Source organism: Bradyrhizobium sp. LjRoot220, from assembly GCF_964252915.1.
GTDB lineage: Bacteria > Pseudomonadota > Alphaproteobacteria > Rhizobiales > Xanthobacteraceae > Bradyrhizobium.
In genome coordinates this window covers 532802-548678 of sequence record NZ_CAXUPS020000004.1, presented here as the reverse complement: position 1 = coordinate 548678, position 15877 = coordinate 532802, and the positions used below count along the sequence as shown (strand labels likewise).

14 protein-coding genes are annotated in these 15877 nt (G+C 63.1%); 12 read left to right on the top strand and 2 right to left on the bottom strand.

The window, feature by feature from the left end:
• Positions 1-26: 26 nt before the first annotated feature.
• The 7 genes from ACSQ84_RS21045 to ACSQ84_RS21015 all read left to right on the top strand — a co-directional run bounded on the left by ACSQ84_RS21045 (position 27) and on the right by ACSQ84_RS21015 (position 7692).
• Entirely contained in the window at positions 27-1250 is a 1224-nt protein-coding gene (locus ACSQ84_RS21045; protein ID WP_436213611.1) for an MFS transporter, read from the top strand.
• Positions 1247-2419 (top strand): ABC transporter substrate-binding protein, encoded by a 1173-nt coding sequence (locus ACSQ84_RS21040; protein ID WP_436213610.1) that lies wholly within the window; start codon positions 1247-1249, stop codon positions 2417-2419. The genes ACSQ84_RS21045 and ACSQ84_RS21040 overlap by 4 nt, the downstream gene beginning before the upstream one ends.
• Positions 2416-3483, top strand: a complete 1068-nt coding sequence (locus ACSQ84_RS21035) for a FecCD family ABC transporter permease (protein WP_436213609.1) — start codon at positions 2416-2418, stop codon at positions 3481-3483. Before ACSQ84_RS21040 ends, ACSQ84_RS21035 begins: the two co-directional genes overlap by 4 nt.
• The gene (locus ACSQ84_RS21030) at positions 3477-4229 is read left to right on the top strand and encodes an ABC transporter ATP-binding protein (RefSeq protein WP_436213608.1); all 753 of its coding nucleotides are present in this window, start codon (positions 3477-3479) and stop codon (positions 4227-4229) included. Before ACSQ84_RS21035 ends, ACSQ84_RS21030 begins: the two co-directional genes overlap by 7 nt.
• 392 nt (positions 4230-4621) lie before the next feature.
• Positions 4622-4996 (top strand): hypothetical protein, encoded by a 375-nt coding sequence (locus tag ACSQ84_RS21025; protein ID WP_436213607.1) that lies wholly within the window; start codon positions 4622-4624, stop codon positions 4994-4996.
• A gap of 179 nt (positions 4997-5175) precedes the next feature.
• Positions 5176-6207: a histone deacetylase family protein gene (locus tag ACSQ84_RS21020; RefSeq protein WP_436213606.1), complete on the top strand. Its 1032-nt coding sequence runs from the start codon at positions 5176-5178 to the stop codon at positions 6205-6207.
• A gap of 78 nt (positions 6208-6285) precedes the next feature.
• The gene (locus tag ACSQ84_RS21015) at positions 6286-7692 is read left to right on the top strand and encodes an aspartate aminotransferase family protein (protein WP_436213605.1); all 1407 of its coding nucleotides are present in this window, start codon (positions 6286-6288) and stop codon (positions 7690-7692) included.
• Between the two features lie 159 nt (positions 7693-7851).
• Here the strand turns inward: ACSQ84_RS21015 and ACSQ84_RS21010 are convergent, their stop codons facing one another.
• Positions 7852-9054, bottom strand: coding sequence for a polysaccharide deacetylase family protein (locus ACSQ84_RS21010; RefSeq protein ID WP_436213604.1), 1203 nt, complete (start codon positions 9052-9054; stop codon positions 7852-7854).
• Between the two features lie 226 nt (positions 9055-9280).
• Positions 9281-10162, bottom strand: a complete 882-nt coding sequence (locus ACSQ84_RS21005) for a polysaccharide deacetylase family protein (RefSeq protein WP_436213603.1) — start codon at positions 10160-10162, stop codon at positions 9281-9283.
• A gap of 108 nt (positions 10163-10270) precedes the next feature.
• On the opposite strand from ACSQ84_RS21005, the gene mgtE reads away from it, so the two are divergent.
• From mgtE to ACSQ84_RS20980, 5 genes are all read left to right on the top strand, one after another.
• The gene (mgtE, locus tag ACSQ84_RS21000; RefSeq protein WP_436213602.1) at positions 10271-11698 is read left to right on the top strand and encodes a magnesium transporter; all 1428 of its coding nucleotides are present in this window, start codon (positions 10271-10273) and stop codon (positions 11696-11698) included.
• Positions 11699-11829: 131 nt separating this feature from the next.
• Positions 11830-12165, top strand: a complete 336-nt coding sequence (locus ACSQ84_RS20995; protein WP_436213601.1) for a helix-turn-helix domain-containing protein — start codon at positions 11830-11832, stop codon at positions 12163-12165.
• Between the two features lie 432 nt (positions 12166-12597).
• Positions 12598-13416, top strand: a complete 819-nt coding sequence (locus ACSQ84_RS20990; protein WP_436213600.1) for an aldo/keto reductase — start codon at positions 12598-12600, stop codon at positions 13414-13416.
• Positions 13417-13510: 94 nt separating this feature from the next.
• Complete coding sequence (locus ACSQ84_RS20985) at positions 13511-14317, top strand: hypothetical protein (RefSeq protein ID WP_436213599.1); 807 nt, start codon at positions 13511-13513, stop codon at positions 14315-14317.
• Between the two features lie 632 nt (positions 14318-14949).
• Positions 14950-15771: a universal stress protein gene (locus ACSQ84_RS20980; RefSeq protein ID WP_436213598.1), complete on the top strand. Its 822-nt coding sequence runs from the start codon at positions 14950-14952 to the stop codon at positions 15769-15771.
• The last annotated feature ends 106 nt before the right edge of the window (positions 15772-15877 follow it).

Genomic DNA, 15877 nt, shown 5'->3' with positions numbered 1-15877 from the left:
TGCATGTGCTGTCGAGCGGAAGCGGAATGACAAATGCTTCCACCGCGGTTCGCGGCTTCGGACCTGTTTTTGTTTTTCTGTTCGGGCTGCAATTCATTTCCATGGGGGCCATGGAAATGAGTGGCCCATTCTGGCCGCTTCAAATCAAAGGCTTGAGCCCTTCCGACAGCGTCTTTGGACTCGCAGGCGTTGGTGTCTACGTTGGCCCGATGCTGGGCATGTCGCTGACCAGCGCCTTTTGGGGGCGAATGGGTGATCGCTACGGCAATCGGCTGATGATGGTTCGGGCGCTCGGCGGTCTCGCGGTCACGCAGCTGCTTGTTGCTGCGGCGCAGGATGTCTGGACGATCATGGCGCTGCGTTTCTTGCAGGGCGCGTGCGCCGGGTATATCGCCCCGGCGCAAGCCTATGCCGTGCAGATTACCGGCGGAAAGAATCGCGCGAGCCTTTTTGCCTGGCTTCAGGTGGCCACCAATGTCGGCTCGCTGGGCGGCGCTTTGCTGGGCGGGCTCATTCTCGATAGCTTCGCCTTTGCTGCGATAAATCTGACCGCCGGGGCAATTTGTGCGCTGTGCGCTGGCCTCGCCTGGTTAAGTCTGCCGCTACCGGCGCCAGGAACGATTGCCGCCAATCCCGGCAATGCAGGTACGAGGCCGACGGCGTCCACAGGTGTTCCGATCGCAGTTCTTGCCTTGATGGGAATGCTGCTGGCCAGCCGCATGGTCATGCAGGTTCCTTTCTCAATGTACGTCACCCAGGTTTTTGGCGCCCGGCACTGGGTTGCCGGCCTCACTTACGGGCTGCTGGCATGCGGCTTTGTCGTGGCCGCGCCGCTATGGGCGCGGCACTTCGAGAATCGAACGCCATCCTATGTGCTGGGCGGGAGCGTGCTGATTTCGGCCGCGTGCGTTTTGGTTACGCATCTGGCCGGCAGCTCGGGCTCCGTTGCCGTATTCGCGTTCCTGTATTTTATCTGGGGCGCGCTTCTTGGGGGAACGACGCCGATCCTTCTCGCGCTTATTTCGGGTGCCGTGACCAATGACCGGCAAGGTTCGGTTCTGGGCCTTGCGCACGCTTCCCAGCAGGGCGCTTCCGCGAGCGGCATTATTGCCGGTGTCGCGGTCACCCAGCTCTTTGGTCTCGATGCCGCTTTCCCGCTCGTCGCTACGCTTTACGCCTTGTCATTTTTGGCGGCTCTCGGCATATGGCTCAAACTGCGCACCCCACTCAAACAAGGAAGCCGAGCATGACGGAACACCGATCGCTGCTGCGTGCCGCGGTGACGGCTTTCGTCCTGACCGCTCTGCTTCCGCTGGCCGCATCTGCCGGCGCAACTGAACTGACGCAGGCACAAGCGCCGCTGACGCTCACGGATATCGCGGGCCGTCAGGTGACGCTTAACGCGCCCGTCAAGCGCATGCTTCTGGGCGAAGGCCGGCAGCTCTATCTCATCGCATCGCTGGAACCCAAAGATCCGCTGGCCCACGTCGTTGCCTGGCGCACCGATCTGATCGCGGCCGACCCGGCCACCTATGCGCAGTATCTCAAAGTGTTTCCCGGGTTGGCGAAGCTTCCTTCCTTCAAGGGCCAGGAAGACAGCCTGATCGACATCGAATCTGCGATCATCCAGAAGCCTGATGTGGTGCTGCTCAACCTTGAAGCCATGCAGGCCAACAAGGACGCCAACTACATCGAGAAGCTCGCGACGCTGAACATACCGGTTGTCTATGTCGATTTTCGTCACCGCCCGCTGGAAAATACCGAGCCGACCATTCGGCTTCTGGGCAGGGTCATGGGACGCGAGGCCCGTGCGGAGGAGATCATCGCGTTCCGCCGCCAGGCCATGGCTGCGGTTGCCAACGTCCTTGCGATGAAGCAACCGAAGCGCCCCAAAGTGTTCATCGAGCGGATCGGCGGCTACTCGCAGGATTGCTGCCTGTCATTCGGCGCAGAGAATTTCGGCAAATATGTCGAACTCGCTGGCGGCCATAACATTGGCAGCGATATCATTTCTTCGACCTTCGGACAGGTGAGCCCCGAACAGGTCATCGTCGCCGATCCCGTTCATGTGGTGGTTACCAGCGCCGACTGGCAGGCCTATGTGCCCGGCGGCCACTGGATTCCGCTGGGGCCGGGGGCGGACCCTCGGCTGACGCGCAAGAAGCTCGAATGGTTCACTACGCGCGACGCCTATACCGGTATCGCGGCAAAGAAGGCGCGGAATTTTCACGGCATCTGGCACCAGTTCTACAACAGCCCATACGAGTTTTTTGCCGTCCAGCAATTGGCGAAGTGGCTCCATCCCGATCTGTTCGCCGATCTGGATCCCGACGCAACCTTTGCCGAATACCATCGCCGCTTCCTGCCCATAGAGTACCGGCCCGGTTATAGCATCAGCCTTTCCGACGGCCAGCGATGACGGATCTCCATACCGAAACACTGCCACTGGCCGGACGCGACGCCTATCAAGCGCTCAGCGTCAGGCGGTGGATCGTTCTCCTGGTGCTGGTGGCCGGGGTTTGCATGGCATTGGTCGGCGACCTTTCGACCGGGCCGGCCAGCTACGGTCTTGGAGAGGTTCTGCGCACGCTCGTCCTGCCCGCAGAGGCGGATGCACAGATGCGCGTCATTGTCTGGTCGATCCGCATGCCATCGGCCCTGATGGGCGTCGTGGTCGGTGTGGCGCTGGCCATCGGCGGCGCCCAGATGCAGACCATCTTGAACAATCCGCTGGCGAGCCCGTTCACGCTCGGCATTTCCGCCGGTGCCAGCTTCGGCGCGGCGCTGGCGCTCGCCTTCGGCGTCGCGCTGGTTCCCATGGTAGGCGACTATGTTGTCGCGGCCAATGCGTTCGTCGTGGCCATGGCAACCGCCTTCCTGATCCATTTGGCCAGCCTTCGTCGCGGAGCCTCGATCCAGATGATCGTGCTGTTGGGCATCGCGCTGGTTTTCAGCTTCAATACGGCCCTCGCTATCACCCAATATTTCGCCGCCGAGCAAGCGGTTGCGGCCATCGTCTTCTGGACCATGGGCAGCCTCACCAAGGCAACATGGCCCAAGCTCGCCATCACCGCGCTGGTCGTGGCTATCACCTTGCCGGTCTTTCTGCGTCGCCGCTGGCAGTTGACGGCGCTACGTCTTGGCGAGGCGCGCGCGGCAAGCTTCGGCATTCCGGTGCGGCGCCTGCGACTCGAAACCCTGATCCTTGTCTCGCTTTTGACGGCGATCCCCGTCGCGTTTGTCGGCACGATCGGTTTTATCGGTCTCGTCGGTCCGCACATCGCCCGCATGATGGTCGGCGAAGACCAGCGCTTTCTGCTGCCCGCGAGCGCGTTGACCGGCGCGCTGATCATGTCGTCCAGCTCGATCCTGGCCAAAATCGTGGTACCCGGCGCCGTCCTGCCGATCGGCATCGTCACCTCGGCGATCGGATTGCCGGTCTTCCTTTATTTGATCCTGAGAAGCGGAAGAGAGATATGGTAGTGCTCAGCACCCATCGCCTCGGCGCCCGCTACGGATCACGCCAGGTACTACGTGATGTGACGCTTCCGCCCTGTCATGGCGGCGAGGTGGTGGCCGTCATCGGACCGAATGCTGCAGGCAAGTCGACGCTGTTCCGGCGCCTCGCAGCCATTCTCCCGGGGTCCGGCGAGTGCCGGCTGGAAGGCGTGCGCGATGCGGATCGCGCCGTCGCCTACATGCCTCAAGACCAAACGGCCAGCGCCGTGCTGACGGTATTCGAGTCCGTCCTACTTGCACGCAAGCAGGTCAGCGGCTGGCGTCTGGAGAAGTCTGATCTGGTGGCGGTGGACAAGGCGCTGGCAGCACTCGATATGGGCGATCTTGCCAATGAAATCCTTTCCGAGCTGAGCGGTGGACAGCGCCAGCTCGTCGGGCTTGCCCAATGTCTCGTGCGCGAGCCGCAGGTGCTGCTTCTAGACGAGCCGACCAGCGCGCTGGACATGCACCGCCAGCTGGAGGCGATGCGGCAGGTGCGCAGCCTTGCGCATAATGATGGTATGTTGGTGCTGATCGCGCTGCATCATCTCGACCTGGCACTGAAATTCGCCGACAAGGTCGCTCTGCTCTGTGATGGGGCGTTGCACGATTTCGGCACGGCGGCTGGCGTCCTGACGCCGGAAAACCTTGCCGCAACCTTTCGCATCAGGGCACGCGTCGAATCCTGCTCGCAGGGCAAGCCCCATTTGATCGTCGACGACGCGATCTGACGCCCGAATCTGACCGAGGGCCTATTCCGACAACGGAGCGCGCCCATCGGGTCGCGACCTGGCCGGGCTATCACACCGATCTCCATCGGCGTCGCTCCCGACTTGGTTAGTTAGCTCTAGCGCTTGGCTTGAAAAGCACCTATAGGCGGGAAAAGCACTTCGGACATTCGCCCAACTCGGCAAGCTATTGAAGTCGCTGACATCTTCTGCGCTCTCCGAGCGCACAACAAATCATGCAGTTGGGCCCAACCCAATCGATTCGGTGAGAAGCGCGTATTTGTCCGCATGCCACGATGGGAATCTTGCTGTTACAGCGTTCGCGTAAACCAATGGGGCATCGGCCGGCCCTGTGGCCGCCGTTCGGAGCTTCCAGCGCCACCCGGAGCACATGAATGACGTTCCTGAGCTACGCCTACCGATTCGTGTCGAACTTTGTGTTCCTGGCGCTGGTCTATTTCAGCCTGAACTTCCTCGATAAATATCCGCAGCGCGCAATGGTTGCGGTCCTCGTGCTGGTCTACGCCGCCATGCACGCCGCCTCGGCGCTGCGTTCGTTTTATTTCTTCCAACGCATCGAGCGGCTGGAAGCGGAGGCGCGGCGGCTCGCGTCGGTCGCGGCCGAAGGGCCGGGTGCCGCCGCCTCGCGCAAGCAGATCGTCACCGAGGTCAGCGGGCTTCGCCACGCCGGCGAGATAAAGGCCTATATTGACCTGCTGTTCCTCGCTCTGGTCATCCTGCTCTGCATCGCCAAGATCGTGACCAACTGAACGAAAATCCGGCGCATTGCTTTTGACTTTCTCGATCTGCGTCGCGTGGTTGGCGGCAGCTTTGCCGGCATGCCATGCATGCGGGGACTGCTGCGCGGCATAGAAATTGCTCCCTGCGCACGAGACCGTGCGGCGCGCAAGTCCGTGCGGTGCACGGGAATGCGAGGAGTTTCCCGTCGATGCTGGCCGTCTATTCGGATGACAACGCGCTGCACGATCCCGATCATTTCATATCGCGCGGCGTGAAAATTGCGGTGCGGGAATCGCCCGAGCGGGCCAACCAACTGCTGGCGGCGCTGCGCGATGGCGCGCACGAGATCCGCTCACCCCGCGATTTCGGCCGCGACGCGCTGCTCAGCGTGCACGACCCGCGCTATATCCACTTCCTCGCCAACGCCTGGGACAACTGGCAGACCTTGCCCGAGCCGCGCGGTCCGTTTGTCCTGGCCAACAGCTACGCCATGCGGCAGATGAAGACGCTGCCGACAAGCTTCGAAGGCCAGCTCGGCTTCTTCCTCTCGGGCAATTCGGTGCCGATCGGTCCGCACAGCTGGCGGGCGATCGCGTCCTCGGCGAATTGCGCGTTGGAAGCGGCGGACGCCGTGCGGGGCGGCGCGTCCGAAAGCTACGCGCTGTGCCGGCCGCCCGGCCACCACGCCTATGCCGATCTGGCCGGCGGCTATTGCTACCTGAACAACTCGGCGCTCGCGGCCCAGCATCTGCGCGGCCGCTTCGCCCGCGTCGCGGTGCTCGACGTCGACGTGCACCACGGCAACGGCACCCAGGGCATCTTTTGGGAACGCGGCGACGTCCTCACCGTCTCGATCCATGGCGATCCCAATACCGGCTATCCCTGGCAGGTCGGCTATGCCGGCGAGCGCGGCGAGGGCGAGGGTTTTGGCAAGAACCTCAATCTGCCGCTGCCGCTTGGCACATCAGACGCGTCCTACCTGGAGGCGCTGGACCACGCGCTCGCAGCCGTCAGGGCGTTCGAGCCGGAGGCGTGCGTCGTGGCCCTCGGCCTCGATGCGTTCGAGGAGGATTCGTCCGAGATGATGCGGGTCACCACCGCAGGCTTCGGCGCGATCGGTGCGCGGATCGGGGCATTGCGGCTGCCCAGCGTCATCATCCAGGAAGGCGGCTATGCGGTCGATGCACTACGCCGGAATCTCGGCAGTTTCCTCAACGGATTCCTGTCGGCCCGCGGCTGAGGGTAGAATCGAAATGGTGGGAACCGGCTTTTCGTGGTCTGCTCTCACCCATCAACAAGAATCGGAGCAATAAATCCAATGACGGGCAGACCCAACTCCCTGGCGGCTCGCGATGTCGCCTCGCTCATCCATCCCTATACCAATCTCGACAAGCACAAGACCGACGGTCCGCTCGTCATCGCGCGCGGTGAAGGCGTCTATGTCTATGATGAAACCGGCAAGCGCTATCTCGAGGGCATGGCCGGGCTGTGGAGCACCTCGCTCGGCTTCAGCGAAAAGCGCCTGGTCGACGCCGCGCAGCGCCAGATGGAGCAATTGCCGACCTACCACATCTTCAACAGCCGCTCGACCGAGCCCAGCATCGAGGCCGCCGAGGAACTCCTCAAGATCGTCCCCAAAGGGCTCGGCAAGGTGCTGTTCGCCAATTCCGGCTCGGAGGCCAACGACCAGGCGGCGAAGATCGTCTGGTTCTACAACAACGCGCTGGGCCGGCCGCGCAAGAAGCGCATCATCGGCCGCGTGCGCGGTTATCACGGCATCACGGTGTTTTCCGGCAGCATGACGGGGCTGCCCGCCAACCACGTCGAATGGGATCTGCCGGTCGGCGGCGTGCTGCGGACCGACTGCCCGAGCCACTATTTATACGGCCGGCCGGGCGAGAGCGAGGCGCAGTTCGTCGACCGCCTGGTCGCCAATCTCGAAGACATGATCATTCGCGAGGGGCCGGATACGATCGGCGCCTTCATCGCCGAGCCGGTCAACGGGGCCGGCGGCGTCATCGTGCCACCGGCGGATTATTTCCCGCGCATTCAACAGGTGCTGCGCCGCTACGACATCCTGATGATCGCCGACGAGGTGATTTGCGGATTCGGCCGCACCGGGGAGATGTTCGGTTGCGATACCTTCGGCATCGAGCCTGACATCATGACCGTCGCCAAGGCGCTTTCGTCGGCCTATCTGCCGATCTCGGCCACGATCATCAGCGACACCATCGCCGACGCCATCTCGCGGCACTCCGGCAAGCTCGGCAATTTCGCCCATGGCTTCACCTATGCCGGGCATCCCGTCGCCGCGGCCGTCGCGCTTGAAACGCTGCGCATCTACAAGGAGCGCGACATCGTCGCGCAGGTGAAGGCGCTGGCACCGCATCTGCAATCGCGGCTGCGCGCGCTTGGCTCGCATCCGTTGGTGGGCGAGGCGCGCGGCGTCGGACTGATCGGCGCGCTGCAACTGGTCGCCGACAAGGCCACACGCCGGCCGCTGCCGCCGGCCGAAGGTATCGGCGCGTTGATCCAGCAGGGCGCGATGGCGCGCGGCGTCATCGTCCGCGCCGGTCCCGACGCCGTCTTCGTCTGCCCGCCGCTGATCATCACGCCGGCGCAGATCGACGAAATGATGGACGCCGTGGCGGCGGCGCTCGACGAAGCACACGCCGTTGCCGAGCAACGCGGGTTGCTGGGCCGTGCGCAGTCGGCGGCGGGTTAGCGCGTTTTCGAGCGAAGCATGCCCTCGGACTTGATCCGGGGGTGGATACCGGTTCGCACAGCAATCAAGTTTACGCGGATTGCGTAGGCTTATCTGCGGTAGAAAACGCGCCAAACAAGAATCTAGAGCTTCGGTTCTGATTTCATCAGAGCCGAAGCTCTAGCGCTTCTTCAGGCCGGCCACGCGGACCGCGTTCTTGGCCGCGTTCTTCTTGGCCGGCTTGACCCGCGCCGCGTGTTTGCCCTTGCCGGCCCGCGCCGGAGCCTGCCTGGCGGACACTTCATGTGCGTGGGCATGCGCGATCCGTTCCGCCTTCGCGGATGGCGGCGAATACAGCATCGTCACGCGGATCGATTCCGGAAGCTTGAACACGCCTGGCGCCGGGACCGGCAGTGCGGGCGGGTCCAGCACCAGCGTCACTTGCCGCGACCATAACGCGTCGCGCAGGGCGCGCCGCTGCGCGCGATCCGCAGGCGCCGTATTGCGCCAATCGACATCCGACAATGCGGGCGCGGGCAGGGTGGCGGTCGCGGTATAGGCAAAATTCGGAATCCTGGGCCAGCGTGACGTCGCCACTTGCTCCGAGATCGGATGCAACTGCCATTGCGACGGCTCGGTCGGTGTCGCCGGGCGGTCCGGCGTCGCCGGCACGACATGGACGAGGCGGTAACCGCGCGCTTTCAGCTCGCTCAGGATCCGCGGCAGGGCGGCAACGGTGCGCGGTTGAATGTCGTGCAGCAGCAGGATGCCTTTGCCCTTGGCCTCGAGCCGCTGGATCGCGAGGTCGTAGACGCGCGCGGCGGAAACCGGACGCCAGTCGTCGGCAGGAAAATCGGCGCTCCATATCTGCAGGCCTTTTGCTTCGGCATAGGCCTCGATGACATCGGAACGGCCGAGGCCGGGAATGCGATAGAACGGCGCCGGCGTGGTGCCGTCACCGAGCGCCGCCGTGATGGACGCAATCCCGTCCTCGATTTCCTTTTGCGCGCGATCGAGCGTCAGCCGGTTCATATTCCCGGGATGGGTCTGGGTATGGGTGGCGATGGTGTGGCCGGCATCGCGCATCTTGCGCACGCCTTCGGGGTTGGCGTTGGCCTGCCGTCCGACCAGGAAGAAGGTCGCTTTCGCGCAATGGGCGGCGAGGATGTCGAGGACCTGGTTGCTGTATTTGGGCAGCGGACCGTCGTCGAAGGTCAACACCACTTCACGGTCCTCCAGCGGCAGCGTCTTGGCATATTGCATGGTGCCGATGAGAGGGTATTGGCGCGGATCGACCACCAGCGTGCGCGACGTGCCGAGCGCATCGGGATGGCCGGGACAATTGGCGGCCGGGGCGGCCTGCGCCGTGACGCCGGTCAGCACGCCCAGGAAAACTGCGGCAGAAACTGCAGCTGAAATTGCGGCTGAAAGAGCAATCGATGCCCGCTGACGGAGCCCCATACCTGCGCTAGCGATCATAGAACCCCGGCTTCATTCCCAATCGAACTTTGGTCCGCGCGGACCGGTATTCGGTTCACTCGAAAAATGGCATGTTTGAAATCATTACAGCGGGGCCATGAATGCCGCCTTAATCGCCGAAATACCACACTTATTTCGGCTTGAGGGTGCTTGCGGCCGTGGTCGCGCCGGTTGCCGGGACCAGATGGACCACGCGGTAGTGGTTGTCTTTGAGATAGCGCAGGAAGGCCGGCATCATGGCCGCGGTTTGCGCCTTCGGATCGTGCAGCAGGATGATCCCCTTGCGGGCGGCTTGCAGCCGCTCGGTCAGCACCTTCAACTGCTGCTCCGGCTTCATCGGCTCCCAGTCGCTGGCCCAGAGGTCGGCGCCGAACACGGTAATGCCGCGGTTTTGCAGCAGGTCGAGCGTCGCTGGCGTCATCTCGAAATAGGGGTAGCGAAAGAACGGCGTGCTCGGAGTCGCCCTTGCGATCCCCGGAGTCGCAATTGCGATCTCCGGGGTCGCAATTGCGATCTCCGGGGTCGCAATTGCGAGCCCCGGGGTCGTCGTGGCGGTGCCGTGAAGCGCCTTTTCGACCGCCGCAAATCCCTTGTCGATGTCGGCCACGGCCGCGTCCGGCTTGAGGGTTTTGATGTGGGGATGCGACCAGGTGTGGTGCCCGATGGTGTGGCCCTGTGCGGCAATCCTGCGCACCAGTTCCGGATGCTGCGCAGCCGACTTGCCGATCAGGAAAAACGTGGCGCGCACGCATTCATGCGCGAGCGCGGCCAGCACCCGGGGCGTGGTGCCCGGCCACGGCCCGTCATCGAAGGTCAGCACCACCTCGCGGTCTTGCAGCGGCAGCGTCTGCGGAAAGCTCTTCAGGCCGACGCGCGGTGAAGTAGCGGCATCGACGCGCAGAACGCGTGAGGTGCCGAGCGCGTCCTTGCGCGGGCATTCGGCGGCGTGTGCCGCCCCCGCCCACGCCGTCGTGATGGCTGCGCAGAGCGTTTGGGTGAATTTTGCGGTCATTGGCCGTTGTGCATCTTTAGCATTGCGCTTTGCGTTGCCGATTGGGTAATGCGGGCGGCAATAGCTCAAGACGAGTTCTCCAGTTCTGTCAAACCGGTGAGGCACGGCATGGCCGAGGATATCGACGCTGCCACCGCCGCCGCGCGACCCGTGGACGGGTCCGCACTCGACCAGATGCGGGATGACGAAGGTCAAATCCGCCATGAATTTGTCGAAGCGATTACGCGCGCCATCAAGGCCGCCGACGCGCCGCGGCTGCGTGAGGTCGTGGCCGAGCTGCACGAGGCTGATCTCGGCGATCTGATCGGCGCGCTTGAGCCTGACGACCGCGTCCAGCTGGTCGAACTGACCGGCACCGATTTCGACTTCTCGGCGCTGAACGAGGTCGACGACGCCGTCCGCGAGGAGATCCTCGAAGAGCTGGAACCGGAAACGGTCGCGGAAGGCGTTCGCGAACTGGAATCGGATGACGCCGTCGAACTGCTGCAGGGCCTCGACGAGGAGGACCAGGAAGAGATCCTCGACAAACTGCCGCCCTCCGAGCGCATCGTGCTGGAGCGCCGTCTGCTGTATCCGGAAAACTCCGCCGGCCGCCGGATGCAGTCCGAATTCATCGCGGTGCCGCCGGACTGGACCGTAGGCCAAGCGATCGACTACATGCGCGACACCCCGGACCTGCCGGAGCGGTTTTATGAAATCTACGCTGTCGATGCCGACCAGCACTGGCAGGGCGCCATCTCGCTCGACACGCTGTTGCGGGCCAGGCGGCCGGTGCCGCTCGCCGATCTGATCGAGGAAGACCGCCGCCGCGTCTCCGTGCTCGACGACCAGGAAGAGGTCGCGCGGATGTTCGGCAAATACAATCTGGTCGCGGCCCCAGTGGTCGATACCGCCAACCGGCTGGTCGGCGTCATCACCATCGACGACGTCGTCGACGTGATCGAGGAAGAGGCCGACGAAGATCTGAAGGCGCTCGGCGGCGTCACCAGCGACGAAGAATTGTCCGACACGGTCTGGACCATCGCGCGCGCCCGCTTCAACTGGTTGCTGGTTAATCTGGCCACCGCGTTTCTGGCGTCCTCGGTGCTCGGCCTGTTCGAGGGCCAGCTCGAAAAGATGGTGGCGCTGGCGGTGCTGGCGCCGATCGTGGCCAGCCAGGGCGGCAACGCCGCGACGCAGACCATGACGGTGGCGGTGCGGGCGCTCGCCACCCGCGAACTTCATTCCAACAACGCGCTTCGTGTGATCCTGCGCGAGGCGATGGTCGGGCTCGTCAACGGGCTCGCCTTTGCCGTGATCACGGGCGTCGCCGCGGTGGCCTGGTTCAAAATCCCCGGCCTTGGTGTCGTGATCGGGCTGGCGATCATGTGCAATCTGATCGCCGGCGCGCTTGGCGGCATCCTGATCCCGATGGCGCTGGAGCGGGTGCGAGCCGATCCGGCGGTGGCCTCCGGCACCTTCGTCACCACGATCACCGACGTGGTCGGTTTCTTCTCGTTCCTCGGCATCGCCACGTTGTGGTTCGGGCTCAAATAGGCGCGGGGCGCCCTTTTGTTTGACGCGTTTTCCTCACGCGAACCGGTATCCACTTCGCTTGAAAACGCTTAGGCTATCGTTAATCGGGCCTTAACGGGCTTGGCCGATGATTCCCGGATCGGGAATCGACCATGCAGCGCTTGCGGCTCAAGGCAGACGGACGGATCGTGGAACTGCGGGACGGGCAGGAGTTCCCTCTCGCGCCCGCGCCGGCCAGGCTCGCTACGGCGATGCCCGGGCTTGCCGCACCCGACAGCGCACCGCTTGCCGTTCGTGATCTGCGCCGCCGCGCGCGCCTGACTCAGCTCGAATTCGCCGCACGCCTCGGCGTGCCGGTCGAGACCATCCGGAACTGGGAGCAGGGCAAACGCGCACCGCGCGGACCGGCGCGGGCGCTGCTTGCCGTCATTGCCCACTCGCCGGAAACGGTCTTTGCGGCGCTGGCCACGGAACCCGCGTCCGCCTAGCCGCGATGAAGTTGGAATCGGTCGGGCGGCAGACTCGCTGCACCTCTCCCGCTTGCGGGGGAGGTCGACGCGCTTGAAGAGCGCGGCGGGTGGGGGCTCTCTCCCCACGAAGAGTGTCGCTCGCGGAGGCACCCCCACCCCAACCCTCCCCCGCAAGCGCGCTGTTCGATTCACACATCGTTTCGAGACGAAAAAGGACTCATCATCAAGGACTTGGCGACCGCACGAAGCCAAAATTCTGGTGGGTTTGGCCTCGCGCAAATGTACCGGTCCCCTGCGGTTTCCTCTAACTCGTTGAATAGACTCCGAAAGATGTGTGAATACGACAGCGCAAGCGCGGGAGAGGGGGCGCAGTTCCTTCGCGGCTGCCATTTAGCCTCAACTCACGCTCTCGCGGATTGGCAGCGCATTGTCGGCAGCCCATAATGGGCGATGATCTTCATCGAAGCCAACGGCGCAAGAATCCCGGCGATCGGGCTTGGCACCTGGGAATTGCGCGGACGAACCTGCGCGCGGCTGGTCGAGCAGGCGCTGCGGCTCGGCTATCGCCACATCGACACCGCGCAGGTCTACGAGAACGAACGCGACGTGGGCGAGGGGCTGCGCGGCTCCGGCGTCAAGCGCGACGAGGTGTTCGTTACGACGAAAGTCTGGACCAGCCATTTCACGCCCAACGATCTGGAGCGATCGGCCAAGGAAAGCCTCGTAAAACTGCGCCTGACCGAGGTCGATCTGCTGCTGCTGCACTGGCCCAATTCGCAGGTGCCGCTGGCGGAGACGCTGGGTGCGCTGGCGCGGGCCAGGCAGCTTGGGCTTGCCCGGCATATCGGTGTTTCCAATTTCACCGTGGCGCTGATCGAGGAGGCGGTGGCGGCGTGCCCGGAGCCGCTGGTTTGCGATCAGGTCGAGTACCATCCCTATCTCGACCAGGCCAAGGTGAGGGATGCCTGCGCGCGCCATGGCATGGCTGTCGTGGCCTATAGCCCGGTCGCCAAGGGCCGCATCAAGAATGACCAGGCGCTGAAGCGGATCGGTGAGCGCTATCGCAAAACCGCGGCGCAGGTCTGCCTGCGCTGGCTGGTGCAACAGAACGTGGCGGCGATCCCGCGGACCTCGAAGCTGGAGCGATTGTCGGAGAATATCGAGATCTTCGATTTCGAATTGTCCGATGAAGACATGCGCGAGATTTCCGGCATGGGCAGCGCCGGCGGCCGGCTCACCGATTTCGCCTTCGCGCCGAAATGGGATTGAGCAACAGTCGCGCCGGGCGGTATGCTGATAGCCCATCGCAAGGCCCTCCGATAATCCTGGTACGATGAACCTGCGGCAGATCATACCTTCGGACATGACGGCATCGGCGATTGTCCATCTGTCGCTGCTGGCGTTGCTGTTCGTATTTTCCGACGTGCGTCCGTTCGGCGCGGTGGCGCCTGAATCGATCGCGGTCGATATCGTGGCGCCGCAGGACATTCCCGAAAAACAGGACGTCCCCGAAAAGGCCGAGGTCGAGAAGACGCCCGAACCTGTTGCGACGCCGACGCCGCAACCTGATTTCACGGCACTCGAAAAACCTGTCCCGGCGGAGGCGCCTGCGGTTCAACAGCCGCCGCCGGCACCGCCAAAGCAGCAGCAGCAGGCGGCGGTGGCTGCACCGCCCCCGGCGCCGCAGCCCGCCGCGCCACCGCAAGCGGCGGCGGCGCCGCCGGCCTACCGGCCGCCCGAGCCTGATCTGACGGTCAAATACAACGTCATGCTCGGTCTGCCGCCGGACATCTTGCCGGGCGCGCCATCATCCGAAGCAAAGGGTACAGACAATTTCGACGCACCCGCGACCACGTCCGCCGACGTTAGCTCGAGCGTGGTGGCGGCGTTCCGGCGGCACTTGCGATCCTGCTCGAAACTTCCACCCGCGTTGAAAGGCTCCGACGACGTCAAGGTCAAGCTGCGCGTGTTCATGGGCCAGGACGGCAAGCTCGCCGCGGAGCCGCAGCTGATCGAGGCCAGCGCTTCCGCCAAGGGGCCGCTGTTGATGCGCAGCGCGATCAGCGCGCTGGAAGCCTGCCAACCCTATGCGATGCTGCCGGTCGACCGTTACGGCGAATGGAAGGTGCTAGACCTCAGTTTTACGACGCAGGATTTTCCGGGCTCGTGATAATCCGTTTTCTTGACGCGAACCGGATTGCACCCTGATCAAATCCGAGGGCATGCCTCGTTTGAAAAACCGTAATCCCGACGTCCAGTGTGAGCTCTGTACGCACAATCATATACTTCCGGGAGAACACCAGCCCGAGCGCGATTACGACTCGTGAAATTGGAATACCGAAATCGCCCAAAATTACGGAAGGCAAAGATGGCATTTTGAGTTTGAGCAATGCATTTTCATTTTGGCAATGTCGCGCGTGCGACACGAGGAATCAATGCAGGCGATCGGCACTGATACGTTTAGTCACATTGCACTCATGGAGACAGAGCGATCAAATCGAACTTCCGTCCCGTATATCGGTGATCTCATTTGCAGCCTGGGAACGGATGACCGATCATCAACTGCTGGCACGATCGCTGGCATCAGCCGGTCGCCCATGACCTGATGGGACGGGTAGTTGCTTGAAGTCTCAGCCTGACCGCCATCTGGTGACGGCCGAATGAGGAGTGTCTCGATAGCATTCAGCGTGGTCCCGTTTGCCCTGCACGCAGCTCCCGGGACACGGGAATGGTGCGCCGCCGGGATAAAGATGGGCACCGGAATTAACGTAGATGCGCGATCACCTAACTGGAGGCAGACCCATGATCAAAGATATTCTTGTCAATCTGTCTTACGGTGCATCGCAAGATGGCGTTTCCAATTACGCCTTGTCGGTTGCGGAAACATTCGGCGCACACATCATGGGGACCGCCTTCTATCCGGCAGTGGTCGGTGGCATTGACCTGTCGGCTAACTTTATTCGAGCCCAGCAAGCTAAAGCTCACGAACGCGCAGAGTCCGTGGCCACCGCGTTTGACGAGGCGACGCGTCGCGCCGGCGTTTCAGCCGAAACACGCAGAATTGAAACTGACGGCGGCGACGGACCATCCCAGTTTGCGCATATCGCAAGACGATTCGATCTTTCCGTCATTGGCCAATTTGAAGGGGACCGGGATCATCGAACCACGAATATCGTCCTTGAAGCAGCGCTGTTCGAATCCGGAAGACCGGTGCTCATCGTACCTTTTATTCAGAAGGAGCGCCTCAAACTCGATCATGTCATGGTGTGCTGGGATGGCAGCCGGGCAGCCGCCCGAGCGGTCGCCGATGCCATGCCGTTTCTTACCCGCTCCGGCACGACGAGTATTGTTGTTGCGGACACTCAGAGCGCCAAAAGCGCAGACCTTCCGGGTGCGGATATCGCGACCCATCTGACCCGTCACGGAGTAAACGCCACGATTGAGCGCATTCCCGTCAGCAAGATCGATGTTTTCAATGCAATCCTGTCATATGCAGCCGATACAGGTGCCGACCTCATTGTCATGGGCGGGTACGGGCATTCCCGGCTGCGGGAATTTATACTTGGTGGGACGACACGTGGTATGCTTGCTTCGATGACCAAACCGACATTGATGTCGCATTGATCGGATCTGGTGTTACGGTGACAGCTCGTAGGCGGATTGGAGCCGACCTGTCCGCCGTAGCTCGCAGAGCGAAGGCGGAAGGCGTAATCCGCCATCTAAGCAAATC